Origin of the sequence: Streptomyces sp. NPDC050703 (assembly GCF_040654435.1) — a bacterium.
Classification (GTDB): Bacteria; Actinomycetota; Actinomycetes; order Streptomycetales; family Streptomycetaceae; genus Streptomyces.
Genome location: NZ_JBFAHX010000006.1, coordinates 151,708 through 173,724 on the forward strand (window position 1 = coordinate 151,708; position 22,017 = coordinate 173,724).

Annotated in this window: 20 protein-coding genes; 5 read left to right on the plus strand and 15 right to left on the minus strand. The window is 71.9% G+C overall.

Annotation, left to right across the window (positions count from 1 at the left end):
• Nucleotides 1-7: 7 nt before the first annotated feature.
• From AB0I16_RS08205 to leuA, 3 genes are all read right to left on the minus strand, one after another.
• Nucleotides 8-2,116, minus strand: a complete 2,109-nt coding sequence (locus AB0I16_RS08205; protein WP_363248491.1) for an MMPL family transporter — start codon at nucleotides 2,114-2,116, stop codon at nucleotides 8-10.
• Nucleotides 2,117-2,265: 149 nt separating this feature from the next.
• Nucleotides 2,266-2,997 (minus strand): TerB family tellurite resistance protein, encoded by a 732-nt coding sequence (locus AB0I16_RS08210; RefSeq protein WP_363248492.1) that lies wholly within the window; start codon nucleotides 2,995-2,997, stop codon nucleotides 2,266-2,268.
• A 208-nt stretch (nucleotides 2,998-3,205) separates the two neighbouring features.
• Entirely contained in the window at nucleotides 3,206-4,927 is a 1,722-nt protein-coding gene (leuA, locus tag AB0I16_RS08215) for a 2-isopropylmalate synthase (RefSeq protein WP_363248493.1), read from the minus strand.
• Between the two features lie 357 nt (nucleotides 4,928-5,284).
• Here leuA and AB0I16_RS08220 point away from each other — a divergent pair, with 357 nt between their 5' ends.
• The 4 genes from AB0I16_RS08220 (at nucleotide 5,285) to AB0I16_RS08235 (ending at nucleotide 9,334) form a co-directional block, all read left to right on the plus strand.
• Nucleotides 5,285-6,361, plus strand: a complete 1,077-nt coding sequence (locus AB0I16_RS08220; protein ID WP_363248494.1) for a M4 family metallopeptidase — start codon at nucleotides 5,285-5,287, stop codon at nucleotides 6,359-6,361.
• A gap of 43 nt (nucleotides 6,362-6,404) precedes the next feature.
• On the plus strand, nucleotides 6,405-6,671 hold the full coding sequence (locus AB0I16_RS08225; protein ID WP_363248495.1) for a protealysin inhibitor emfourin: 267 nt from the start codon (nucleotides 6,405-6,407) through the stop codon (nucleotides 6,669-6,671).
• 75 nt (nucleotides 6,672-6,746) lie between these two features.
• Complete coding sequence (locus AB0I16_RS08230; RefSeq protein WP_363248496.1) at nucleotides 6,747-8,099, plus strand: GH1 family beta-glucosidase; 1,353 nt, start codon at nucleotides 6,747-6,749, stop codon at nucleotides 8,097-8,099.
• The gene (locus AB0I16_RS08235) at nucleotides 8,096-9,334 is read left to right on the plus strand and encodes an MFS transporter (RefSeq protein ID WP_363248497.1); all 1,239 of its coding nucleotides are present in this window, start codon (nucleotides 8,096-8,098) and stop codon (nucleotides 9,332-9,334) included. The genes AB0I16_RS08230 and AB0I16_RS08235 overlap by 4 nt, the downstream gene beginning before the upstream one ends.
• A 269-nt stretch (nucleotides 9,335-9,603) precedes the next feature.
• Here AB0I16_RS08235 and era read toward each other — a convergent pair whose 3' ends face one another.
• From era to AB0I16_RS08255, 4 genes are all read right to left on the minus strand, one after another.
• Nucleotides 9,604-10,557, minus strand: a complete 954-nt coding sequence (era, locus tag AB0I16_RS08240; RefSeq protein WP_150167588.1) for a GTPase Era — start codon at nucleotides 10,555-10,557, stop codon at nucleotides 9,604-9,606.
• Nucleotides 10,558-10,974: 417 nt separating this feature from the next.
• Nucleotides 10,975-11,328, minus strand: coding sequence for a cytidine deaminase (locus AB0I16_RS08245; RefSeq protein ID WP_363248498.1), 354 nt, complete (start codon nucleotides 11,326-11,328; stop codon nucleotides 10,975-10,977).
• 131 nt (nucleotides 11,329-11,459) lie between these two features.
• Nucleotides 11,460-11,684, minus strand: coding sequence for a DUF397 domain-containing protein (locus tag AB0I16_RS08250; protein WP_363248499.1), 225 nt, complete (start codon nucleotides 11,682-11,684; stop codon nucleotides 11,460-11,462).
• 194 nt (nucleotides 11,685-11,878) lie between these two features.
• Entirely contained in the window at nucleotides 11,879-12,793 is a 915-nt protein-coding gene (locus AB0I16_RS08255; RefSeq protein ID WP_363248500.1) for a helix-turn-helix transcriptional regulator, read from the minus strand.
• A gap of 443 nt (nucleotides 12,794-13,236) precedes the next feature.
• On the opposite strand from AB0I16_RS08255, the gene AB0I16_RS08260 reads away from it, so the two are divergent.
• Nucleotides 13,237-13,368 (plus strand): hypothetical protein, encoded by a 132-nt coding sequence (locus tag AB0I16_RS08260; RefSeq protein ID WP_363248501.1) that lies wholly within the window; start codon nucleotides 13,237-13,239, stop codon nucleotides 13,366-13,368.
• Nucleotides 13,369-13,570: 202 nt separating this feature from the next.
• On the opposite strand, the gene AB0I16_RS08265 is transcribed toward AB0I16_RS08260, so the two are convergent.
• The 8 genes from AB0I16_RS08265 to AB0I16_RS08300 form a co-directional block, all read right to left on the minus strand.
• On the minus strand, nucleotides 13,571-13,927 hold the full coding sequence (locus AB0I16_RS08265; RefSeq protein ID WP_363248502.1) for an MmcQ/YjbR family DNA-binding protein: 357 nt from the start codon (nucleotides 13,925-13,927) through the stop codon (nucleotides 13,571-13,573).
• Nucleotides 13,924-15,228, minus strand: a complete 1,305-nt coding sequence (locus tag AB0I16_RS08270) for a hemolysin family protein (RefSeq protein WP_363248503.1) — start codon at nucleotides 15,226-15,228, stop codon at nucleotides 13,924-13,926. Before AB0I16_RS08270 ends, AB0I16_RS08265 begins: the two co-directional genes overlap by 4 nt.
• A 4-nt stretch (nucleotides 15,229-15,232) precedes the next feature.
• Complete coding sequence (ybeY, locus tag AB0I16_RS08275) at nucleotides 15,233-15,730, minus strand: rRNA maturation RNase YbeY (protein WP_062776625.1); 498 nt, start codon at nucleotides 15,728-15,730, stop codon at nucleotides 15,233-15,235.
• 12 nt (nucleotides 15,731-15,742) lie between these two features.
• The gene (locus AB0I16_RS08280) at nucleotides 15,743-16,759 is read right to left on the minus strand and encodes a PhoH family protein (RefSeq protein WP_363248504.1); all 1,017 of its coding nucleotides are present in this window, start codon (nucleotides 16,757-16,759) and stop codon (nucleotides 15,743-15,745) included.
• Nucleotides 16,760-16,978: 219 nt separating this feature from the next.
• Nucleotides 16,979-18,082 (minus strand): PfkB family carbohydrate kinase, encoded by a 1,104-nt coding sequence (locus AB0I16_RS08285; protein WP_363248505.1) that lies wholly within the window; start codon nucleotides 18,080-18,082, stop codon nucleotides 16,979-16,981.
• A 76-nt stretch (nucleotides 18,083-18,158) separates the two neighbouring features.
• On the minus strand, nucleotides 18,159-19,463 hold the full coding sequence (locus AB0I16_RS08290; RefSeq protein ID WP_363248507.1) for a glucarate dehydratase family protein: 1,305 nt from the start codon (nucleotides 19,461-19,463) through the stop codon (nucleotides 18,159-18,161).
• A 132-nt stretch (nucleotides 19,464-19,595) separates the two neighbouring features.
• Nucleotides 19,596-20,741, minus strand: coding sequence for a macrolide family glycosyltransferase (locus AB0I16_RS08295; RefSeq protein WP_363248508.1), 1,146 nt, complete (start codon nucleotides 20,739-20,741; stop codon nucleotides 19,596-19,598).
• Nucleotides 20,742-20,952: 211 nt separating this feature from the next.
• On the minus strand, nucleotides 20,953-21,954 hold the full coding sequence (locus AB0I16_RS08300; RefSeq protein ID WP_363248509.1) for an adenosine deaminase: 1,002 nt from the start codon (nucleotides 21,952-21,954) through the stop codon (nucleotides 20,953-20,955).
• Between the last annotated feature and the right edge of the window lie 63 nt (nucleotides 21,955-22,017).

Genomic DNA, 22,017 nt, shown 5'->3' on the forward strand with positions numbered 1-22,017 from the left:
GAGCTCCCTAGAGGGCGCCGGCGGGTTCGCGGGCCGGCTCGGTGGTGGGGGCGGGCGGCGCCTTGGACAGCGGGCCCGGCCACCACACCTTCCTGCCGAGCGCCACGCTCGCGCTCGTCACCAGGTACGTACGGACCAGGAAGGTGTCGAGGAGCACGCCGACCGCGATGACGAAGCCCAGTTCGACGAGTTGGACGAGCGGCATGTTCGTGAGCACGGCGAACGTCGCCGCGAGCACGAGGCCCGCGGAGGCGATGACGCCGCCGGTGGTGCGCAGTGCGGTGAGCGCGGCCGGCCCCGGTTCGGCCCCGTTCAGGCACTCCTCGCGCATGCGGTGCATCAGGAAGATCCCGTAGTCGACCCCGAGCGCGACGAGGAAGACGAAGGAGAGCAGGCCGAGCCCCGGATCGGTGCCCTCGAAGCCGAGGAGCGGCTCGAAGACGAGTCCCGCGATGCCGAGCGAGGCGCCCCAGACGGCGACGACCGCGGCGAGCAGCAGCAGCGGTGCGACCAGGCTGCGGAGCAGGGCCACGAGGATGAGGAGCACGGCGGCGAGCACGAGCGGCACGACGATGGCGCGGTCGCGGTCGTTGGTCTCCTTGAGGTCGAGCTGCTGCGCTGCGGCGCCTCCGACGTGGGAGCCGTCGAGGCGGTCGCGCAGGGCCGCGATGGTGGCCGCCTCCTCCGCGGACTCGGGGGCGGACGTGGCGATGACGGAGATCTCGGTCCAGTCCTCGCCGGTGCGTGCCCGCTCGGCGGTGTCGACGCCCTTGGTGTCCCGGATCTCGGCCAGGGCCTCGTCGGCGCGGCCGGCCGGGGCCATGACGGTGATCGGCTGGGTGCCGCGGCCGGGGTAGGCGGCGGCGAGGGTCTCCATGGCCGTCACGGACTCCGGGGTCCTGGTGAAGGAGTCCTCCTGCTTGAGGGCGCCGGGCAGGTTCGTCGCGCCGAGGGCGAGCGCCCCGAGGAGCACGGCGCCGCCCGCGAGCACGGTGAGCGGCCTGCGGCCCGCGGAGCCGCCCATCGCGGCGAAGACGCCGCGCCGCTGCCTGGGCGCGCTGCCGAAGGCGGGTACGAGCGGCCAGAACACGCGCCGTCCGAGGAGCACCAGGAGGGCGGGCAGCAGCGTCAGCATCGCCACGAGCGCGCAGAGCACGCCGACGGTGCCGAGCGGGCCCATGCCGCGGCTGCTGTTGAGGTCGGCGGCGAGCAGGCAGAGCAGCCCGGCGGCGACGGTACCCGAGGAGGCGAGCACGGCGGGTCCGCAGCCGCGCAGGGCGGCGGCCATGGCGTCGTACGGCCGCTCGAAGCGGCGCAGTTCCTCGCGGTAGCGGGAGACGAGCAGCAGGGCGTAGTCGGTGCCGGCGCCGAAGACGAGGATGGTCATGACGCCGGAGCTCTGTCCGCTGACGGAGGTGTCGAAGCCCTGGTTGAGCCCGTACGCGACGGCCATCGCGAGGTAGTCGGCGACGCCCGCGACGGCGAGCGGCACGAGCCAGAGGAACGGGCTGCGGTAGATGAGGACGAGCAGGACCGCGACGACGCCGACGGTGGTGTAGAGCAGGGGGCCGTCGAGCGAGTCGTACACCTTGCCCGCGTCGGTGGTCAGCGCCCCGGGTCCGCCGACGTCGACGCTCAGCCCGTTCCCGCCGCGGGCGGTGTCGCGTACGTCGTCGACGAGGGCGTCCCGCTTCTCCTCGTCCTGCCCCGGCTCGGTGCTGGCGAGCGGGTACATCAGGGTGGTGCCGTCCTCGGAGGGCACGCCCTCCGGCTCGGACACGAGCCGGTGCTCCCCGGCGATGCGGGCGACCTGCTCAGCGGCGGTCGCCCGGTCGGCGGCGCCGAGGCCGCCGTCCCGGTGGTAGACGAGGACCAGCTCGGTGGCCTCGCCGCCGGGCAACTGGTCCTGTATCCGCGCCACTTCCGTGGACCCCGCACTGGCGGGCAGGTAGTCGACGGCGCGGTCGTTCTGGACGTCGGCGAGCTTCGCGGCGAAGGGCGAGGCGAGCGCCAGCAGAACGATCCACAGGCCCAGGAAGACCCAGGGCACGGCGCGCCTCCGCCGTGGTGGCGCGGTGCTCCGCCCTGGTGCGGCAGTGGTCTGTGCGGCCCCCATGACGGGCCTCCTTCGGCAGGGGTGACGTGTCGGGGTCAACCCTGCCGGGGAGTGCGCCGCGAGCCGTCGGGCCCGAGACCGAGTCGTGCGGTACGCCACGGGGAGGCACCGGGCGGGCATTACTCCCCGGGGAGTACGGAACGCGCCGCTCAGGAAGGCGTGCGCGCCGCCACCAGGAGGCGGGCCACGTCCTCCGAGCAGATCGTCAGCGCGCAGCCCGCCGTGGTGAGGACGTCGCGCTCGGCGGGGGTGTAGGGGCCGTCGGCGAGGGCGATGCGGGCGCCCTGGAGGAGCAGTGCCTCGCGGCCGGCCGGGGCCAGGTGCGGGGCGAGGGGGCCGAGGGCCTCGTGGAGCTCTATGGCGAGGCCGGGTCCGCAGTCGGGCTCGGTGGCGCGGCCGGTGTCGGCGGCCAGCGCGTCGACGAGGGCGACGAGCCGCTCCTCGGTGCAGTCGTCGTGCCCCGCGGCGCGCAGGGTGGCGACGGCGGTGTCGAGCGTGGCGCGCGCACCGGTGCCGCCGGTCGAGAGGACGGCGAGGACCACGGTGTGCACGGCGTCGCGGAGCATCGCGGAGAGCCGGGTGGTGGTCGGGTGGTCGAGGACGTCGGGGTCGAAGAGGTCCTGGCAGGCGGCGCACCGGATGACGGGCCCCGCGCAGCCGCGCGGCACGACCGGCATGCCGAGCACGACGAAGCGGCGCCGGCCCGTGAGCCGCTGGTAGTTGCGGTCGCCGCCGCAGGCGGGGCAGAAGAACTCGCCGTCGCCGATGGTGTCCCAGGCGGTGTGCACGCCGATCAGGCGCCTGCGCAGCGCCCTCCCACGCGATACGGGCAGGGCGAGGACGCGTGCTTTCCTGCCGTTTCGTTCCCGATCCAGCACCACGCACCTCCGTAACTCCCCCATGACCTGATGGACATGAAGGTGCCCCGACCGACTCCATTGCCGCGTTGGCGTGATGTTAGCCACATTGTTGATGTGACGTCAGCACCCTCGTACAGGAGAGCGAGGGAGACGTGGCCGGGAGACGACGCCGCCCCGCCCGCGCGACGGCGGGCGGGGCGGCGTACGGGCCGGAGAAATCAGCGCGGGCTCAGCGGGCCGCGCGGTTGACGGCGGAGACGACGGCCTTGAGCGAGGCGCGCGTGGTGTTGGCGTCGATGCCGATGCCCCACAGCACCTTGTCGCCGATCGCGCACTCGATGTACGAGGCGGCCTGCGCGGACGCGCCCTCGCTCATCGTGTGCTCCTGGTAGTCCAGCAGGCGTACGTCGATGCCGATGCCCTGCAGCGCGTCGAAGAACGCGGAGATCGGTCCGTTGCCCGTGCCGGTCAGGACGGTGTCCGCGCCGTCCAGCGTGGCCTCGACGGTGAGGGTGTCGGCGCCGTCGGTGTCGGTCGTCGTCTGGCCGTTCTTGACCTGAATCCGACCCCAGGGGTTGTCGGGGTTGGGCAGGTACTCGTCCTGGAAGACGCTCCAGATCGCGCCGGGCGTGACCTCGCCGCCCTCGGCGTCGGTCTTCGTCTGGATGATCTTCGAGAACTCGATCTGCATGCGGCGCGGCAGGTCCAGCTTGTGGTCGTTCTTCAGGACGTACGCGATGCCGCCCTTGCCGGACTGCGAGTTGACGCGGATGACGGCCTCGTAGGAGCGGCCGACGTCCTTGGGGTCGATGGGCAGGTACGGCACCGCCCACTCGACGTCGTCGACGGTCTTGCCCGCGGCGGCGGCGCGGGACTCCAGCGCGTCGAAGCCCTTCTTGATGGCGTCCTGGTGGGAGCCGGAGAAGGCGGTGTAGACCAGGTCGCCCGCGTAGGGGTGGCGGGGGTGGACCTCCATCTGCGTGCAGTACTCGTACACGCGGCGGACCTCGTCGATGTCCGAGAAGTCGATCTGCGGGTCGACGCCCTGGCTGAAGAGGTTCATGCCCAGGGTGACCAGGTCGACGTTGCCGGTGCGCTCGCCCTGGCCGAACAGGCAGCCCTCGACGCGGTCGCCGCCGGCCATCACGGCCAGCTCGGCGGCGGCGACGGCGGTGCCGCGGTCGTTGTGCGGGTGGATGGAGAGGCAGACGAACTCGCGCCGGGACAGGTTGCGGGACATCCACTCGAAGCGGTCCGCGTGGGTGGAGGGCGTGGAGCGCTCCACCGTGGCGGGCAGGTTCAGGATGATCTCGCGGTCGGCGTCGGGCTGCCAGACGTCCATGACGCCCTCGCAGACCTCCAGGGCGAAGTCCAGCTCGGTGTCGGTGAAGATCTCGGGGCTGTACTGGTAGCCGAAGGTGGTGCGGTCGTCGAGCAGCTTCTCGGCGTACTCCATGACCAGGCGCGTGCCGTCGACGGCGATCTGCTTCACGGCGTCGCGCGAGCCGCGGAAGACCACGTCGCGCCAGACGGGCGCGGTCGCGTTGTACAGGTGCACGGTGGCGCGCCGGGCGCCCTTCAGGGACTCGACCGTGCGCTCGATCAGCTCTTCGCGGGCCTGGGTCAGGACGGAGATCGTCACGTCCTCGGGGATCGCGTCCTCGTCCTCGACGATGGAGCGCACGAAGTCGAAGTCGGTCTGGCCCGACGAGGGGAAGCCGACCTCGATCTCCTTGTAGCCCATGCGTACCAGCAGGTCGAACATGGCGCGCTTGCGCGCGGGGGACATCGGGTCGATCAGCGCCTGGTTGCCGTCGCGCAGGTCGGTGGAGAGCCAGCGGGGGGCCACGGTGATCCGCTTGTCGGGCCAGGTGCGGTCGGGGATGGCGACCTGCTCGTACTGTCCGTACTTGTGGATCGGCATGGACGTGGGGCGCTGGAAGTTCGGCATGTGCGGGGCTCCTCGGAAGTGTCCTGAAGGACGGCCGACGGTCTTAGCGCAACGCCGAACTCCGCGGGGAGGGGGTCGGCCTTGTCTACAGGCCCTCGCCGCGGCAGCTAAGGAGAAGCAGCCCGAATCGCATGATGGACCGCAGCCTAGCCGAGCCGCGCTCTGTGCGCGGGCCCGTATCAGTATGCGGGACCAGCGACGGAAGGCGGCACAAAAGGTGTCATATCCCACTGGCATCCCGGTGGCGCAAAGCATCCCGTACCCGATGGGGAGGCGCTCGCGGGCCCGTATGCCTCTATTTCATCAATCATGGTGGCAGGTAGTGACAGCGGCATGACCCAGTGCCACATTGCCGCCATGACCGCCAACCCGACGGGCTTCGAGCCCGTCTTCTGCACCATCGTGCCGCCCCACGTCCTGGACACCCTCGCCCAGAGCCAGGACCCCGCGCTCGCCACGCCCGCCCGCCGCTCCCTGGAGCGCGACGCCATCGAGCGCACCCGCCGCCGCCTGACGACCGTCATCGGCGCGCCCGCCGTGGCCCCACCCAAGGAGGCCGCCGCGGACAAGCCGCACCGCACCGTGTACGACGCCAGGCACCGCACCGAGCTGCCGGGCCGCAAGGTCCGCTCCGAGGGGGACAAGCCCGGCAAGGACGCCACCGTCAACCGCGCGTACGCGGGCCTCGGCGCCACCTTCGAGCTGTACCTGAAGTCGTACGAGCGCAACTCCATCGACGGCGGCGGGCTGCCGCTGAACGCGACCGTGCACTACTCCGAGGACTACAACAACGCCTTCTGGAACGGCGAGCAGATGGTGTTCGGCGACGGTGACGGCGAGATCTTCCTCGACTTCACCATCCCGGTGGACGTCATCGGCCACGAGCTGACCCACGGCGTCGTCCAGTACACGGCCAACCTCACCTACTTCGGCCAGCCCGGCGCCCTGAACGAGTCGATGGCCGACGTCTTCGGCTCGATGATCAAGCAGTACACGCTCGGCCAGACCTCCGCCGAGGCCGACTGGCTGATCGGCGCCGGCCTGCTCGCCCCGCGCGTCACCGGCAAGGCCCTGCGCTCCATGAAGGAGCCCGGCACCGCCTACGACGACGACGTGCTCGGCAAGGACCCGCAGCCCGCGGACATGGACCACTACGTGCGCACGGGCCGCGACAACGGCGGCGTGCACATCAACTCCGGCATCCCGAACCGCGCCTTCTTCCTGGTCGCCGAGGCGCTCGGCGGTCACTCCTGGGAGCGGGCGGGACAGATCTGGTACGCCGTCCTGACCGGCGGCGAGCTGGCGCAGGACGCGTCCTTCACCGACTTCGCGAAGCTGACGGTCGCCGCCGCCCGGCAGAAGTTCGGCGACGGGGACGAGCTCAAGGCCGTCGTCGACGCGTGGTCCACCGTCAAGGTGCCCACCAACGACTGACAGTGCGCTTTCCGCCGCCCGCCCGGTGCAGTAGACAGGACCCATGCGTATCCAGGTGAAGCGGACCGGAGGATTCGCGGGCATCGACCGGCACGCCGAGGTGGACACCTCGCAGCTGGCCGATGCCCCGGAATGGCACGCCCTGGCCGAACAGGCCGTGGCCGAGGGCCGGAGCACGCCGCCGATAGGGGTGCCCGACGGCTTCAGCTACACCCTCACCGTGGACGGGCACACGGTGTACTGCTCCGACCCCCGGCTCACGGAACCGCAGCGCAAGCTGATCTCGCGCGTGCTGAAGGAAGGCGCGTAGCGAACCTGAGAATTGTTCACCTTTTCCGTGCACGCCCATTGACGTGCGTACGGGGCGGTACGGAAGATCCCGCCCATGGCAGCGACTGCGGCGATACCCCGGTTCCCCCGCGACTTCCTGTGGGGCGTGTCCACATCGGCCCACCAGATCGAGGGTGCCGCCGACGAGCGGGGCCCGTCCGTGTGGGACGCCTTCACCGCCGTGCCGGGGAACGTGAAGGACGGCACGACCGCCGCCGTCGCCTGCGACCACTACCACCGCTACCGCGAGGACGTGGCGCTCGTCGGCGGCCTCGGCGTGGACGCCTACCGGTTCTCGGTCTCCTGGCCGCGCGTGCTGCCGGAGGGGACGGGCGCGGTGAGCGCGGCGGGCCTCGACTTCTACGACCGCCTCGTCGACGAGCTGTGCGCGAAGGGTGTCCGGCCCGTCCCCACGCTCTTCCACTGGGACACCCCCCTGGCCCTCCAGGAGGCGGGCGGCTGGCTGCGGCGCGACACCGCCGAGCGCTTCGCCGAGTACGCGGCCGTCGTCGCCGCCCGCATCGGCGACCGCGTCCACAAGTGGATCACCCTCAACGAACCCGCCGAGCACACCCTGCTCGGCCACGCCATCGGCGAGCACGCCCCCGGCGAGAAGCTGCTCTTCGACGCGCTGCCCGCCGCCCACCACCAGCTGCTCGCCCACGGCCTCGCGGTGCGCGCCCTGCGCGCGGCGGGCGCCCGTGACATCGGCATCGCCAACTCGCACGGCCCGACCTGGCCCGCGTCGGCCGCCGACGCGGACACGGCCGCCGCCGGCCTCTACGACGTACTCCTCAACCGCCTCTTCGCGGACCCGCTGCTCACCGGCCGCTACCCCGAAGGGCTCGGCGAGCTGATGCCGTCCGCGGACCTCGGAGCCGACCTGGAGGTGATCGCCGAACCGCTCGACTGGTACGGCGTCAACTTCTACCAGCCGGCCAAGGTGGGCGCCCCGCTCCCCGAGGGCACCGCCGCCGAGTTCTCGGGCCTCACGCTCCCGACCGGGCTCCCCTTCTCGCCGCGCCCGATCGAGGGCTACCCGGTCACGGACTTCGGCTGGCCCGTCGTCCCCGAGGCGCTCACCGAACTCCTCACCGCCTTCCGCGACCGCTACGGCGACCGGCTCCCGCCCCTGGTCGTCACCGAGAACGGCTGCTCGTACGAGGGGCTCGACGACCGGGAGCGGATCGCCTACCTCGACGGCCACCTGCGGGCGCTGCACCGGGCGGTGGAGGCGGGCGTCGACGTGCGCGGCTACTTCGTCTGGTCGCTGCTCGACAACTTCGAGTGGGCGGAGGGCCACCTGCGGCGCTTCGGCCTCGTCCACGTCGACTACGCCACCCAGAAGCGCATCCCGAAGGCGTCCTACCACTGGCTGCGCGAGGTGCTGCGGGCGCAGCGGGCATGACCGCCGACGCGCTGCGGGAGCCTGCCGAGCGGGTCGGGCGGAGCTGGACGGCGGCCCTTTCGGTGGCGAACGGCGCGATCTGGGTGGGCTGGTACGGGCCGCTGCAGATCCTGCTCGCCGTGCAGGCGGAGGACCTGGCCCCCGCGGGCACGTCGAAGGAGACGGTCCTCGCCTGGGTGACGGGCGCCGGAGCGGTCGTCTCGCTCACCGCGAACCCGCTCTTCGGCGCCCTCTCGGACCGCACCACCTCGCGGCTCGGGCGGCGCACGCCGTGGATCGTGGCGGGCACCGCGGGCGGCGCCGCCGCGCTCCTGCTGCTCTCCGCCGCGGGCTCGGTGTGGTGGATGGCGGCGGGCTGGTGCCTGGTCCAGCTCACGCTGAACGCCGCCTTCGCCGCGGTCACCGCGGCCGTCCCCGACCGGGTGCCGCGTGCGCAGCGGGGTTCGGTCGGCGGCCGGCTCGGGGCGGCGCAACTGCTCGGGGTGGTGGTGGGGACGGGGCTCGCGACGGTCGCGGGCGGGACGGCCGCGGGCTACGCGGCGTGCGCGGTGTTCACCGTGGCGGGCGTCCTTCCTTACGTCGTGCACCACCGTGACCTGCGGCTTCCGGTGGCCGATCGGCCGCCGTGGGAGCCGCGGGCCTTCCTCGCCGGGTTCTGGCTGAGCCCGCGCCGCCATCCGGACCTGGCCTGGGCGTGGCTGACCCGCTTCCTGATCAACCTCAGCAACTCCGTGGTGCTGCTCTACCTCCTGTACTTCCTGCGGGACCGGCTGCGCCACGGCGACCCGGAACACGGCGTACTGGTCCTGACGGCTGTGAACGGCGTGACGATGCTCGCCACCGTCGTGGCCGGCGGTGCCTGGTCGGACCGCGTGGGGCGGCGCAAGCCCTTCGTGATCTGGTCGGGCTCGCTGATGGCGGCGGCGACGGCGCTGCTCGCCCTCTGGCAGACGTGGCCCGGCGCGGTCGTGGCGGCGGCGCTGCTCGGCGTCGGCTTCGGCGTCTTCACCTCGGTGGACTTCGCCCTGATGACGGACGTCCTGCCGAAGGCCGCGGACCGCGGCAAGGACCTCGGCGTCATCAACATCGCCAACTCCCTGCCCCAGGTGGCTGCCCCGGCCATCGCCGCGCCGATCGTGACGTACCTCGGCGGCTACCGCGTGCTCTATCTGACCGCGGCGGTGATCGGCCTCGCGGGGGCGGCGCTCGTGACGCGGATCAGGGGCGTGGACTGAGCGCGATGCCCGGACGGGGCGCCCGTGACGCCCGAAAGAGCCGGTCGCGGTGCCCGGGCGCGGGGCCCCGATGTCCGGTTTCACCACTCTCGGCGCCCGAAAGGGAACACGCGGCGCCCGAAGGGGAACTCATGGTGCCCGAACGGGAATGCGGGGACGCCCGCAGCGGTTGCCGATGACATCCGGCCCGAGCCGGGTGACGGCGGCGCAGCGGCGGGACGGGGGTCCATCGCTGCGCCGCCTTCACGCGAAGTGCCGGGCGCGCGGCGTCAGAAGCCGAGCTTGCGGAGCTGGCGCGGGTCCCGCTGCCAGTCCTTGGCCACCTTGACGTGCAGGTCGAGGAAGACGGGCGTGCCGAGCAGCGCCTCGATCTGCTTGCGCGACTTGATGCCGACGTCCTTGAGCCGCTTGCCCTTGGGGCCGATGATGATGCCCTTCTGGCTGGGCCGCTCGATGTAGACGAACGCGTGGATGTCGAGCAGCGGCTTGTCCGCGGGCCGGTCCTCGCGCGGCAGCATCTCCTCCACCACGACCGCGATGGAGTGCGGCAGCTCGTCCCGTACGCCTTCGAGCGCCGCCTCGCGGATCAGCTCGGCCACCATGACCTGCTCGGGCTCGTCCGTGAGGTCGCCCTCGGGGTAGAGCGCGGGGCCCTCGGGCAGCAGCGGCACGATGAGGTCGGCGAGGAGTCCGACCTGCTGGTCGCCGACGGCCGACACCGGGACGATCTCGGCCCACTCGAAGCCGAGCTCCTTGCCGAGCTGGTCGATGGCGATGAGCTGCTCGGCGAGCGTCTTGCTGTCGACCAGGTCGGTCTTGGTGACGATCGCGATCTTCGGCGTCTTCTTGATGGAGGCGAGCTCCTTGGCGATGAAGCGGTCGCCGGGGCCGAGCTTCTCGTTCGCGGGCAGGCAGAAGCCGATCACGTCGACCTCGGCCCACGTCGTGCGCACGACGTCGTTGAGCCGCTCGCCGAGCAGGGTGCGCGGCTTGTGCAGGCCGGGGGTGTCCACCAGGATCATCTGGGCGTCGGGCCGGTGCACGATGCCGCGCACCGTGTGCCGCGTGGTCTGCGGCTGGTTCGCGGTGATCGCCACCTTCTTGCCGACCAGAGCGTTCGTGAGGGTGGACTTGCCCGCGTTGGGGCGGCCGACGAAGCAGGCGAAACCGGCGCGGTGGACGGCCTCGGACGGCTCGGCTGATGACGGGGTACGAACGCTCATGGCGCCATTGTCCCTGATTCCGGGACCCCCGCCGCACAGTACTGGCCGTGGGCCTTGCTTCGCCTCCCCCATCGCCGGCTGCGCCGAGCTCGTCCTCAAACGCCGGACGGGCTTGATCCGGCTGCGTCAGCCTCTCCCCCTCGAAGACTGGAAGGGCATGACCCGGCTGCGCCGTCGGGCTTGACCCGGCTACGCCGGGCTTGTCCTCAAACGCCGGACGGGCTTGATATGGCTGCGGCAGGCTCGCCCTCGAAGACCGGGCGGGCTTGATATGGCTGCGCGCCAGGCTCGCCCTCGAACCCGGGCGGGCTTGATATGGCTGCGCGCCAGGCTCGCCCTCGAACCCGGGCGGGCTTGATATGGCTGCGGCAGGCTCCTCCTCGGAGGCCGGGGGCCTGGCCCGGTTCCGTCGGGGGCCTATTCCGCTGTCAGCGTTTCGCGGAGCTCGCCGTCGGGTGCCGCCAGGAAGATCGGGGTGCCCTTGCCGCCCAGGTCGCGTACCGCCGCGATGTCGTCCGCGGGGAGTTCCTCGGCGGCCGAGACCACCGCCGCGGCCTCCAGGGATTCCGCCCCCGATGCGACGGCCATCGCGACCGCTGTGCGCAGCGCGGAGAGCGGGAGCGAGGCGAGGTCCACGGTGCCCGCCACGTAGGTGCGCCCGGTCTCGTCCCGGACGGCCGCCCCCTCGGGCACTCCGTTGCGGGCCCTTGCCGAGCGGGCGAGGGTGACGATCTTGCGGTCCTCGGGACCGAGGTCGGTGCTCTGCGTCATGGCACGAGCATAAGGAGCGGGACGATCGCCGGGTGACTCACCCCGCGCCGGGGTGCGAGGCGCCCCGGCGGCCCTCCGGTGACGCCGGCCGAGCGGGCACCCCGAGCCGCCGCCGCGGACGGTCCGCCTCGCTAGAGGCGGGCCGTCGACTCGTCCCGCGGGCGCGCGGCCGGGGACGGCCCGGCCGCGAGGCCGAGGAAGGCCGTCCAGGCCTGTGGGGAGAAGGTGAGCACGGCGCCTCTGCGCCGCGCGGAGTCACGCACGAGGACCGTCTCTCCGGTCCAGGCGGTCTCCACGCACTGCTCTTCCCCGCCGTCGCTCACGCTGCTCTTGCGCCACGTCCATGAGCTGCCCACGCTTCTCCTCCACCCCTGGGTGCGGAAGACCAGCCGTCACTGCCCACGGCGAACGGACGGAGACTGGGATTCCAGCTCACTCGACTCCCCCGCGCGACTGGTGCAGGCACACGCAGCACCTCTTCCAGAGTAACGGGACGCCATACGAATATGAACGACCGGTTTCGCGCCAAGATCCCGCGCCCCAGGGCGTGTTACTCCTGTGCGACGGCTTCCACGGGGTCACCTCGCAGCAGTGTCTCCAGATCGTCCCGCCCGTCCTCCATCCGCTCGGCGAGCGCCCGCAGGAGCACGCCGATGTCGTCCTTGAGCGCGAGGTCCTCCAGTTCCCAGAAGCGCTCCAGATAACGGCCGGTCTCGTCCGCGGCGTTGGTGGTGTAGGAATCGCCGCGCGGATTCTCCAGGTGGAGGGAGTCCGGCATCTCGTCCGCCTCGAACTCGAAGAGGCTGAAGGGGCCCTGGACGCCCGCGTGGGCGCCCACACTGAACGGCAGGATCTGGATGGTGACCCCGGGTTTGGCCGCCAGCTCGGCGAGCCGCTCCAGCTGGGCGCGCATCACGCCCCGCCCGCCGACGTGGCGGCGCACGACCGCCTCGTCGAGGATGTAGAACAGCTCGCGCCCGCCCGATGTCAGCAACTCCTGCCGCGCGAGGCGGACTTCGACGCCGCGCTCCAGGCGCTCCTCGGGAATGCTCTTGTTGTAGGCGGTCATGATCGCCCGCGCGTACTCCTCGGTCTGCAGCGGGCCCGGCATGACCAGCGCTCCGTAGTGCCGGATGATGGAGGCCGAGGACTCCAGGGCGAGGAACTCCAGGAACTCCTTGCCGTACAGGTCGCGGTACTCGCTGTACGGCATGCGCCGGCTGCCGCGCGCGAGGTCGAGGAGCTCGTCGATCTTGCGGCGGTCCCTGATCCCGTACGCGTCGAGGAGAGGGCGCAGGTCGTTGACGGAGATGCCGACCTCACCGGCCTCGATCCGGATCAGCTTGGAGGGGCTCCACTCCATCTTGGACGCGACCTGGCGCTGCGTGAGCCTGGCAGCCGTCCGCGCCTTGCGGAGCTCCGTACGCAGCCGCAGCCGCTGAAGGGCCGCGTTCGGCACGCTCATGATGGCTCCACCCCCAACGGCACTGTCCGAGGTGCAACATAGCAGAATAGCAGCTTACTCATCGAGACCTTCCGAGGTGACGGTTCACGCCGCTACCAGGAGAACCCGCCCCGCTCGACACGGCAACAGGAAGCCCCGGCAGTTGCCGGACAGCTATATCGCATTTGGCTACCTGCTCATCGGACGCTCCTAAGGTGACACGCACTTCGGCAAGCTGTCGTACCGAACTCTACCCAGTTGCGCACCTCCAGGCTACGCTGGTCTGAAGCAGCGTCACGCCCAAGTGAAAGCTCCAGCAAGGAGGTTGAAGCGAAGTGACGACACGGCGCCCGACTCACTCCTTCGAGTGGCGCGGACCGCCGGTTCCCTCTTCCTGGCGCCACCCGTTCGTGGATCGCCGCGGTATCCACGACTCTCGTGGGTCCAGGAAGGAGAACAGCCCGATGGCCGAGAAGCCGGATGGGCGTCGCACCCTCCGCACGTGGACCGACCGGGCCGCCCTCGCGGCTCCGTGGGTCAGCCTTCTCGTGGTGATCCAGAAGATCATCGACGAGTGGGTGCTGCCTCACGTGTGAACGGAACTGGCCCCGACCTAGGGGCCGGGGCCAGGTGCGGCGGACGCCATCGCACAGACGTTTCCACTCCGTGTTACTTCGACGGCAGCCCGGAGTGGGAGCGTTTCGGATCCGCCCTCCCTACCATTCTGCCGCCCCGCAACCCCGATGGCGAGGGGCTGTTGGGGGGCATCGGCGAGTTCACCCCGGCCCGCGCGTGCCCTCAGGCGCGATCGAGCCGGAGCCTTCGCGCGCGCGGCAGGCCGGCGACCACCAGATCGTAGGAGTCCTCGATCAGTTCCCTGAGCTGGCGCTCCGGGAGCGCGCCGTCGGCCGTCACCGTGTTCCAGTGGCGCTTGTTCATGTGCCGGCCCGGCACGATCTCCGGGTGCGCCGTGCGCAGTTGGACGGCGAGGTCCGGGTCGCACTTGAGGTTGACGGTGAGCGGGCGGCTGTCGAGGGCCGTGAGGGCGAAGATCTTCCCCGCGACCTTGAAGACCGACGTCTCCGGCGTGAAGGGGAACTCCTCCACCGCGTCGTTGAAGGAGAGACAGAACGCGCGCAGCTCCTCGGGGCTCATCCGGGCTCCCCCTCCCGCACCGGCTCGCCGGCCGCGACCGGCTCCACGAGCACCGTCACGATCTTGTTCCTGCGGCCCGCGGCGGACTCGGCGGTGAGCGTCAGCTCCCGGCCGTCCGGCAGCGGGACGACCGCCGAGGCCCCCGCGATCGGGACACGGCCGAGCCGCTTGGCGAGGAGGCCGCCGACCGTCTCGACGTCCTCGTCGTCGAACTCGTCGAAGCCGAACAGCTCCCCGAGGTCGCCGATGTCGAGGCGGGCCGTCACGCGGTAGCAGCCGTCGGCCAGCTCCTCCACGGGCGGCAGCTCACGGTCGTACTCGTCGGTGATCTCGCCGACGATCTCCTCCAGGATGTCCTCGATGGTCACGATGCCGGCCGTGCCGCCGTACTCGTCGATGACGACGGCCACGTGGTTGCGCTCCTGCTGCATCTCGCGGAGCAGGTCGCCGGCGTTCTTCGTGTCGGGCACGAAGGTCGCCGGGCGCATCGCCGTGGAGACCAGCTCGGACTCGCTGTCGCGGTTGATGTGCGTCTTGCGCGCGAGGTCCTTGAGGTAGACGACGCCGACCACGTCGTCCTCGCTCTCCCCCGTCACCGGGATGCGCGAGAAGCCGGAGCGCAGGGCGAGGGTGAGCGCCTGGCGGATCGTCTTGAACCGCTCGATGGAGACCAGGTCGGTGCGGGGCACCATGACCTCGCGCACCAGCGTGTCACCGAGCTCGAAGACGGAGTGCACCATGCGGCGCTCGTCGTCCTCGATCAGGGACTCCTTCTCGGCGAGGTCGACCATCGCGCGCAGCTCGGCCTCGGAGGCGAACGGGCCGCGCCGGAAGCCCTTGCCGGGCGTGAGCGCGTTGCCGATGAGGATCAGCAGGGGCGGGATCGGGCCCATGACGCGGGCCAGCGGCAGCAGGACGTACGCCGCGGCGGTCGCCGTGTTCAGCGGGTGCTGGCGGCCGATGGTGCGCGGTGAGACGCCCACGGCGACATAGCTGACGAGGACCATCACGCCGATCGCGACGGCCAGGGCCTCCCAGGTCCGCTCGAACTCCTTCAGGCAGGCGTACGTCACCAGGGCCGCCGACGCCATCTCGCACGCCACCCTGACGAGGAGCGCCACGTTCAGATAGCGGGTGGGGTCGGCGGCGACCTGCGCGAGCCTGGCGCTGCCGCGCCGCCCGGAGCGGACGGCCTCGTCCGCGCGGAAGCTGGAGACGCGGGCGATGCCCGCCTCCGCGCAGGCCGCCAGCCAGGCGACGACGACCAGGGCGACGGCACCGGCGATCAGCTGGATGTCCATGGCGCTACGAGACGGTGGGCGCCGGGGACGGGCCGGTCAGGCCCTTCTCCGCGCGCCAGCCGTCGACGATCGCCGCCTGGAGCCCGAACATCTCGGTCTTCTCGTCGGGCTCCTCGTGGTCGTACCCCAGCAGGTGCAGCACTCCGTGGACCGTCAGGAGCTGGAGCTCCTCGTCCATGGAGTGCCGCGTCGGGGCGTCCTGGCCCTGCTTGGCGGCGACCTCGGGGCAGAGCACGATGTCGCCGAGGAGGCCCTGCGGGGGCTCGTCGTCGTCCTTCATGGGCGGCCTGAGCTCGTCCATGGGGAAGGACATGACGTCCGTGGGCCCCGGCAGGTCCATCCACTGGATGTGGAGCTGCTCCATGGCCCCCTCGTCCACCACGATCACCGAGAGCTCGGAGAGGGGGTGGATGCGCATCCGCGCGAGGGCGTAGCGGGCGATGTCGAGGATCGCCTGCTCGTCGACCTCGGTCCCGGATTCGTTGTTGACGTCGATCGCCATGGTGGTGCTGGTCTACTTCCCGTCGCGGCTGTCGTGCTGCTCGTACGCGTCGACGATACGGCCGACCAGCTTGTGCCGTACGACGTCGTGCGACGTGAGCCGGGAGAAGTGGATGTCCTCCACGCCGTCCAGGATGCGCTGGACCTCGCGCAGACCGCTCTTGGTGCCGCCGGGCAGGTCGACCTGGGTGATGTCACCGGTGATGACGATCTTGGAGTCGAAGCCGAGGCGGGTCAGGAACATCTTCATCTGCTCGGCGCTGGTGTTCTGCGCCTCGTCGAGGATGATGAACGCGTCGTTGAGCGTGCGGCCCCGCATGTACGCCAGCGGCGCGACCTCGATCGTGCCCGCCGCCATGAGGCGCGGGATCGAGTCGGGGTCGAGCATGTCGTGCAGCGCGTCGTACAGCGGACGCAGGTACGGGTCGATCTTCTCGTACAGCGTGCCGGGCAGGAAGCCGAGGCGCTCGCCCGCCTCGACCGCGGGGCGGGTCAGGATGATGCGGTTGACCTGCTTGGACTGGAGGGCCTGCACGGCCTTGGCCATGGCCAGGTAGGTCTTGCCCGTACCCGCAGGGCCGATGCCGAAGACGATCGTGTGCTTGTCGATCGCGTCGACGTACCGCTTCTGGTTCAGGGTCTTGGGGCGGATGGTGCGGCCGCGGGACGAGAGGATGTTCTGCGTGAGGACCTCGGCGGGGGTCTCCTCCGCGCCGTTGCCGTTCTCGTCCGCCCTCAGCATGGCGATCGAGCGTTCCACTGCGTCCTCCGTCATCGGCTGACCGGTGCGGAGCACCAGCATCATCTGGTCGAACAAGCGCTGGATGAGGGCGACTTCGCGGGCGTCGCCCACGGCGCTGACCTCATTGCCCCGGACGTGGATGTCGGCCGCCGGGAAGGCCTTCTCGATCACGCGCAGCAGGGCGTCACCGGAGCCGAGGACGGTCACCATGGGGTGGTTCGCCGGCACGGTGAAGTGTGCTCGGGCCTGGCCCTGCGCGGCAGGGGGAGTCGTGGGTGTCTGCGTCATGGGCCGGCCCTCAAGGCCTGCTCAACCCTCCGTTCGCGCCGGGTCCGGCGCCGCTCCCGCGGGCCGGATCGTCCGCGGTCGTGGTCCTCGGCGGTGGTTGCCGGGGGTCGCGGACTCCACGACGCGGCCACCACAGCGCCTGCTGCTCTTGCACTGCCAAGGGTACGACGGCCCACTGACAGAGCCGTAGGACTTTTCGGCCCGGCCGCCGTGCGGGGGCTACGCCGAGCGGAAGCCGATCGTCGGCACGGCCCTGCGCAGCGGCCACGGCCTGCCGGCGGCGGGGAGCAGGGTCTCCAGGAAGCTGTAGCGCCGCAGGGCCTTCGGGTCCTGCTCGTCGAACTCCGTGACCCGCCGCCACCAGCCGCCCACCTCGGCCCAGCCGGGCGCGGAAAGGGAGCCGCCGAACTCCTGGACCGAGAGGGCCGCGGTGAGCCCGGCGAAGGCCAGGCGGTCCGCGAGCGGCCAGCCGGCGAGGGTCCCGGTGACGAAGCCGGCGACGAAGACGTCTCCGGCGCCGGTCGGGTCGAGGGCCTCCACCTCGATGGCGGGCACGTCCGCGGTCTCGCCGGTCCGCCGGTCCACCGCGTACGCCCCCTCGGCGCCGAGGGTCACCACGGCGAGCGGCACGTAGGCGGTCAGGGCCTGCGCGGCCTCCCTGGGACAGGAGGTGCGGGTGTAGCGCATGGCCTCCTCCGCGTTCGGCAGGAACGCCTCGCAGTGCCGCAGGTCGGGCAGGGCGGCGAGGTCCCACCGCCCGGTGTCGTCCCAGCCGACGTCGGCGAAGATCCGGGTGCCGCTGCGGGCGGCCTGGGCGATCCAGGGGGCGCTGGTGCCGGGTGTGAGCGAGGCGACGGCGGCGCGGGCGCGGGGCGGGCAGCAGGGGGCGCCGCCGTCCGGGGCGTCGGCGTCCGGGGGCGGCTCGTGGCCGTGGCTGACCATGGTCCGCTCGCCCTCGTACGCCATGGAGACGGTCACCGGGGTGTGCCAGCCGGGCACGGTCCGCGACGAGGTGAGGTCGATGCCCTCACCCCCTTCGAGGGCGTCCCAGCAGTACTCCCCGTAGTGGTCGTCCCCGAAGGCGGCGGCGAGGGACGTGTGCAGGCCGAGCCGGGAGAGCGCGGTCGCCATGTTGGCGACGCCGCCGGGGCTCGACCCCATGCCGCGGGCCCAGGACTCCGTGCCGCGCACGGGCGCGGAGTCGAGGCCGGTGAAGACGATGTCGAGGAAGACCGTGCCGGTGAGGTAGACGTCGCAGGCCGGATCACCGGCTCTGCGGGCCGACTTCAGCGGGTCGACGGTGGGCTGCACTGGTACGACCATGCAGGCAACGTAGCCGACGATCCCCGCGAAGGCCCGGGGTTGCGGCGCCTCGGGCGTGGAGGAGTCGAGGCGCGCCCTACCAGCGCGGCACCGCCGGGGTCACCCACCGCGGGTCGGTCACCCGCATCGCCGCCGCGTCGTCCCGCTCCCGCATCGCGCGGAAGCCGTCGTCCAGCCAGCGCGCGTGCAGGGCCGCGAGCTTCTCCCTGTCCAGCTCGACGCCGAGGCCCGGGGTGTCGGTCACGGCGACCCTGCCGTCCACGAAGCGCGTCCGCTCGGTCAGCACGTCCTCGGACTGCCAGGGGTAGTGCGAGTCGCAGGCGTGGCGGAGGCCGGGCACGGTCGCCGCCACGTGCGTCATCGCGGCGAGGCTGACGCCCAGGTGCGTGTTGGAGTGCATGGACACGGCGACCCCGAAGGTGCGGCAGACCGCGGCGAGCTCGCGCGTACGCCGCAGGCCGCCCCAGTAGTGGTGGTCGGAGAGCACCACCTGCACGGCGCCCCCGGCGAACGCCTCGGGTATCTCCTCGAAGGTCGTCACGCACATGTTCGTGGCGAGCGGCACGGAGGTGCCCGCGGCGACCTCGGCCATGGCGGGGGTGCCGAGCGCGGGGTCCTCCAGGTACTCCAGGACGTCGCCGATCTCGTCCGCGACCCTGAGCGACGTCTCGACCGACCAGGCCCCGTTGGGGTCGAGCCTGAGCGGCGCGCCGGGGAACGCCTCCGCGAGGGCGCGGACCGCGGCGATCTCCTCGTCCGGCGGGAAGACACCGCCCTTGAGCTTGAAGGACGTGAAGCCGTGCCGCTCGGTGAAGAGCCTGGCCTGGGCGACGATGCCGGCGGGGTCGAGGGCGGCGCCCCATCCGTCGTCGGGCTCGTGGGCGGTCCCCGCCGGGTGCCCGGCCCGCTTGTAGAACAGGTAGGCGCTGTACTCCACGGTGTCCCGCACCTTGCCGCCGAGCAGCGCGTGCACGGGCAGGCCGAGCGCCTTGCCGAGCGCGTCCAGGCACGCCACCTCGAACCCGGAGACCACGGAGAGCCGCAGCTTGTCTGCGGTCTGCACGCCGCGCAGTCCGCCCACGTCGACGGCGGCGTCGACGCGGGCGGCGTCCACGGCGACGTCGCCCGCGAGTGTGAACAGGCCGTTCAGATCGCTGACCGCCCGCCCGACCAGCCCCGCGGCGAAGGGCCGCGCGAGGTCCAGGTACTTCCCGTCCCCGTACGTCTCCCCGACCCCGGTGACGCCGCCCTCGGTGACCACCTCGATGATCAGGCGCGGGGTGTAGGGCTGGTGGACGCCCTGGGTGTTGAGCAGTGGCGGGTCGGCGACGAGCACGGGAGTGAGACGAACCTCGCTGATGACCAAGCTCTGTCCATGCATGGGAACGGAGAATAGGTATACGAACAGCCTGGGGGCAAGGGGCCTGCCGTTCAGGGGCGCGGGGAACGGCGCGACAAGCCACCACCCACCCGCGCCCGAAGAAGCAGCCCCGGGCAGCACAGCCGGGCGCAGCTAGAGCTCCGCCTCCACCAGCTCCGCGGCGCGCACGGCGCCGCCGGCCCCCCGCACCTCCGCCCGCAGCCGCGCACAGCGCTCCGCGACCCCGGGGTCGGAGACGAGGTCCAGCAACGCCTCCCGCAGCGCGGAAACCGTGGCGGCCTCCGTGTCGAGGCGCCGGGCGACCCCCAGCTCGACCAGCCGGTCGGCGTTCATCGGCTGCTCGGCCCCCTGCGGCACCGCGATCATGGGAACCCCGTGGTAGAGGCCCTCGGAACTGCTCCCCATCCCCGCGTGCGTGACGAACGCGTCGGCCTGTTCGAGGATCGCCTTCTGCGGCACCCAGGAGCGGACCTCGACGGAGCCGGGCACGGGTCCCAGCTCGGCGGGGTCGACGTGCTTGCCGATCTGGAGCACGACGTGCCACCCGGCGAGGTCGCCGAAGGCCGCCACGCACCGCCGGTAGAAGTCGGGCTGCCGGGTGTAGGCGGAGCCGAGCGACACCAGGAGCACCTTCGCCGCCCCGGCGGGCCGCTCCCACACCCCCTGGTCCGCCCGGTCGCCGAGGCAGGGCCCGACGAAGTCGACGCGGGCCGCGTCGACCGTGGAGGCGTGCGGCTGCATGGCGCGCGGAATCGTGGCGATGGCCCGCGGCGGCACGCCGGAGAACTCCCCCACGTCCGTCGTGGTGGCCCCGCACCCGCCGAGCCACTCCTTGAAGCGGGCTTCGAGCGCGTCGGCGCCCGGCAGCCCTGCGAGCCGGGCGCCGACGTCCTCCCGGTAACTGCCCCAGGCGACGAAGGTGGGCGACAGCTGCACGCAGGGCCTCCCCTGCGCCTCGGCGAGCGCACGGCCCACGTACGCCCCGATGTCGTACAGGTACACGTCGGCGGGATCGTCGTCGTACGCCGCGTGGAGCCGCGGGAGCACCGCCATCGCGTCGTCGAGGAAGAGCGAAGAGGCCTCGATGGGGTCGTCGGGCCAGATGTTGTCGCGGTGCGGGAGGGTCGACGTGTACGGGACGAGTTCGGCGCCGGTGGGCTCGATGAGCGCGGCGGCGGCCGGGTCGTTGGCGTACGTCACGCGGTGGCCGCGCGCGGCGAGGACCCGGATGATCTCCAGGCTCGGCAGCACGTGGCTGACCATGGGTACGCCGATCATGGCGATATGGGCACGGCGACGGGGACTCCGGTGGGACGGCACGGGCTTCCTTCACCTTCGTTTTCGTTGCGAGGGGTGCGGAACTGCGGACGAGAGCACGGCGGCCCGCCGCCGCGGCCCCGAAAGGGGCGGGCGGGGGCCGGGAGAGCCGTGTCAGCCGTAGATCTGCAGGAAGGAATCCATACCGGGACCGTAGTCCGCCTGCCCGGCCTCAGTCGAACGAATAAGCCTCGACCTCGGCGAGGTACCGCGCCCGCAGCGCCTCGTCCGCCGCGTCGCGGTCGAGGAAGGCCGCTTCGAAGGAGTTGCGCGCCAGGGTGCGCAGCCGCTCCTCGTCGAGCCCCAGCGCCTCGCGCACGGCGTCGAAGTTGTCGCCCGCGTAGCCGCCGAAGTAGGCGGGGTCGTCGGAGTTGACCGTGCACATGAGCCCGGCGTCCAGCATGCGCGGCAGCGGGTGGTCCGCCAGCGCGTCGATGGTGCGCAGCCGGACGTTGGAGAGCGGGCAGAGGGTGAGCGGCACGCGCTCGGCGGCCAGCCGCTCGACGAGGGCCGGGTCCTCCACGCAGCGCAGGCCGTGGTCGACGCGCTCGACCCGCAGCACGTCCAGGGCCTCGGTGATGTAGGCGGGCGGGCCTTCCTCGCCGGCGTGGGCGACGAGGCGGAGCCCGAGCGCGGCGGCGGCCTCGTACACCTCCTTGAACTTGGCCGGCGGGTGGCCGACCTCGGCGGAGTCGAGGCCGACGCCGATGATCCGGTCGAGGTGGGGCTTCGCGGCTTCGAGGGTCGCCATCGCGGACTCCGCCGGCTCGTCGCGCAGGAAGCACATGATGAGCCGCGTGGAGACGCCGTGCCGCTCCTCACTGCGGTCGAGGGCGCGGGAGAGGCCCTCGACGACGGTGCCGATGGGGACGCCGCGCGCCATGTGGGCCTGCGGGTCGAAGAAGATCTCCGCGTGCCGGACGCCCTGCCCGGCGGCGCGGGCGAGGTAGGCGTCCGCGAGCTCCTCGAAGTCGGCCTTGGTGCGCAGGACGGCCATCAGGCCGTAGTAGAGGTCGAGGAAGCTCTGAAGGTCGTCGAAGTCGTAGGCCTTGCGCAGCTCGTCGGTGTCGGCGTACGGCAGGGAGACGCCGTTGCGCGCGGCGAGCGCGAAGGCCAGTTCGGGTTCGAGGGTGCCCTCGATGTGGAGGTGGAGTTCGGCCTTGGGGATCGGCATGGTGCGGTCTCGCTCAGTTCTGTGGTGGTGCTCGTCCGGCCCGGAGGGGCTGCCCTCCAGGCT

Bases quoted from the DNA above. Each gene is read 5' to 3' on its own strand.
- AB0I16_RS08290 (WP_363248507.1), bottom strand. From the start codon at position 19,463: ATGCATGGACAGAGCTTGGTCATCAGCGAGGTTCGTCTCACTCCCGTG.
- AB0I16_RS08280 (WP_363248504.1), bottom strand. From the start codon at position 16,759: ATGACGCAGACACCCACGACTCCCCCTGCCGCGCAGGGCCAGGCCCGA.
- AB0I16_RS08265 (WP_363248502.1), bottom strand. From the start codon at position 13,927: ATGAGCCCCGAGGAGCTGCGCGCGTTCTGTCTCTCCTTCAACGACGCG.
- era (WP_150167588.1), bottom strand. From the start codon at position 10,557: ATGAGCGTTCGTACCCCGTCATCAGCCGAGCCGTCCGAGGCCGTCCAC.
- AB0I16_RS08285 (WP_363248505.1), bottom strand. From the start codon at position 18,082: ATGGTCGTACCAGTGCAGCCCACCGTCGACCCGCTGAAGTCGGCCCGC.
- ybeY (WP_062776625.1), bottom strand. From the start codon at position 15,730: ATGGCGATCGACGTCAACAACGAATCCGGGACCGAGGTCGACGAGCAG.
- AB0I16_RS08260 (WP_363248501.1), top strand. From the start codon at position 13,237: ATGGCCGAGAAGCCGGATGGGCGTCGCACCCTCCGCACGTGGACCGAC.
- leuA (WP_363248493.1), bottom strand. From the start codon at position 4,927: ATGCCGAACTTCCAGCGCCCCACGTCCATGCCGATCCACAAGTACGGA.
- AB0I16_RS08205 (WP_363248491.1), bottom strand. From the start codon at position 2,116: ATGGGGGCCGCACAGACCACTGCCGCACCAGGGCGGAGCACCGCGCCA.
- AB0I16_RS08270 (WP_363248503.1), bottom strand. From the start codon at position 15,228: ATGGACATCCAGCTGATCGCCGGTGCCGTCGCCCTGGTCGTCGTCGCC.
- AB0I16_RS08295 (WP_363248508.1), bottom strand. From the start codon at position 20,741: ATGATCGGCGTACCCATGGTCAGCCACGTGCTGCCGAGCCTGGAGATC.
- AB0I16_RS08300 (WP_363248509.1), bottom strand. From the start codon at position 21,954: ATGCCGATCCCCAAGGCCGAACTCCACCTCCACATCGAGGGCACCCTC.
- AB0I16_RS08220 (WP_363248494.1), top strand. From the start codon at position 5,285: ATGACCGCCAACCCGACGGGCTTCGAGCCCGTCTTCTGCACCATCGTG.
- AB0I16_RS08225 (WP_363248495.1), top strand. From the start codon at position 6,405: ATGCGTATCCAGGTGAAGCGGACCGGAGGATTCGCGGGCATCGACCGG.
- AB0I16_RS08235 (WP_363248497.1), top strand. From the start codon at position 8,096: ATGACCGCCGACGCGCTGCGGGAGCCTGCCGAGCGGGTCGGGCGGAGC.
- AB0I16_RS08245 (WP_363248498.1), bottom strand. From the start codon at position 11,328: ATGACGCAGAGCACCGACCTCGGTCCCGAGGACCGCAAGATCGTCACC.
- AB0I16_RS08230 (WP_363248496.1), top strand. From the start codon at position 6,747: ATGGCAGCGACTGCGGCGATACCCCGGTTCCCCCGCGACTTCCTGTGG.
- AB0I16_RS08255 (WP_363248500.1), bottom strand. From the start codon at position 12,793: ATGAGCGTGCCGAACGCGGCCCTTCAGCGGCTGCGGCTGCGTACGGAG.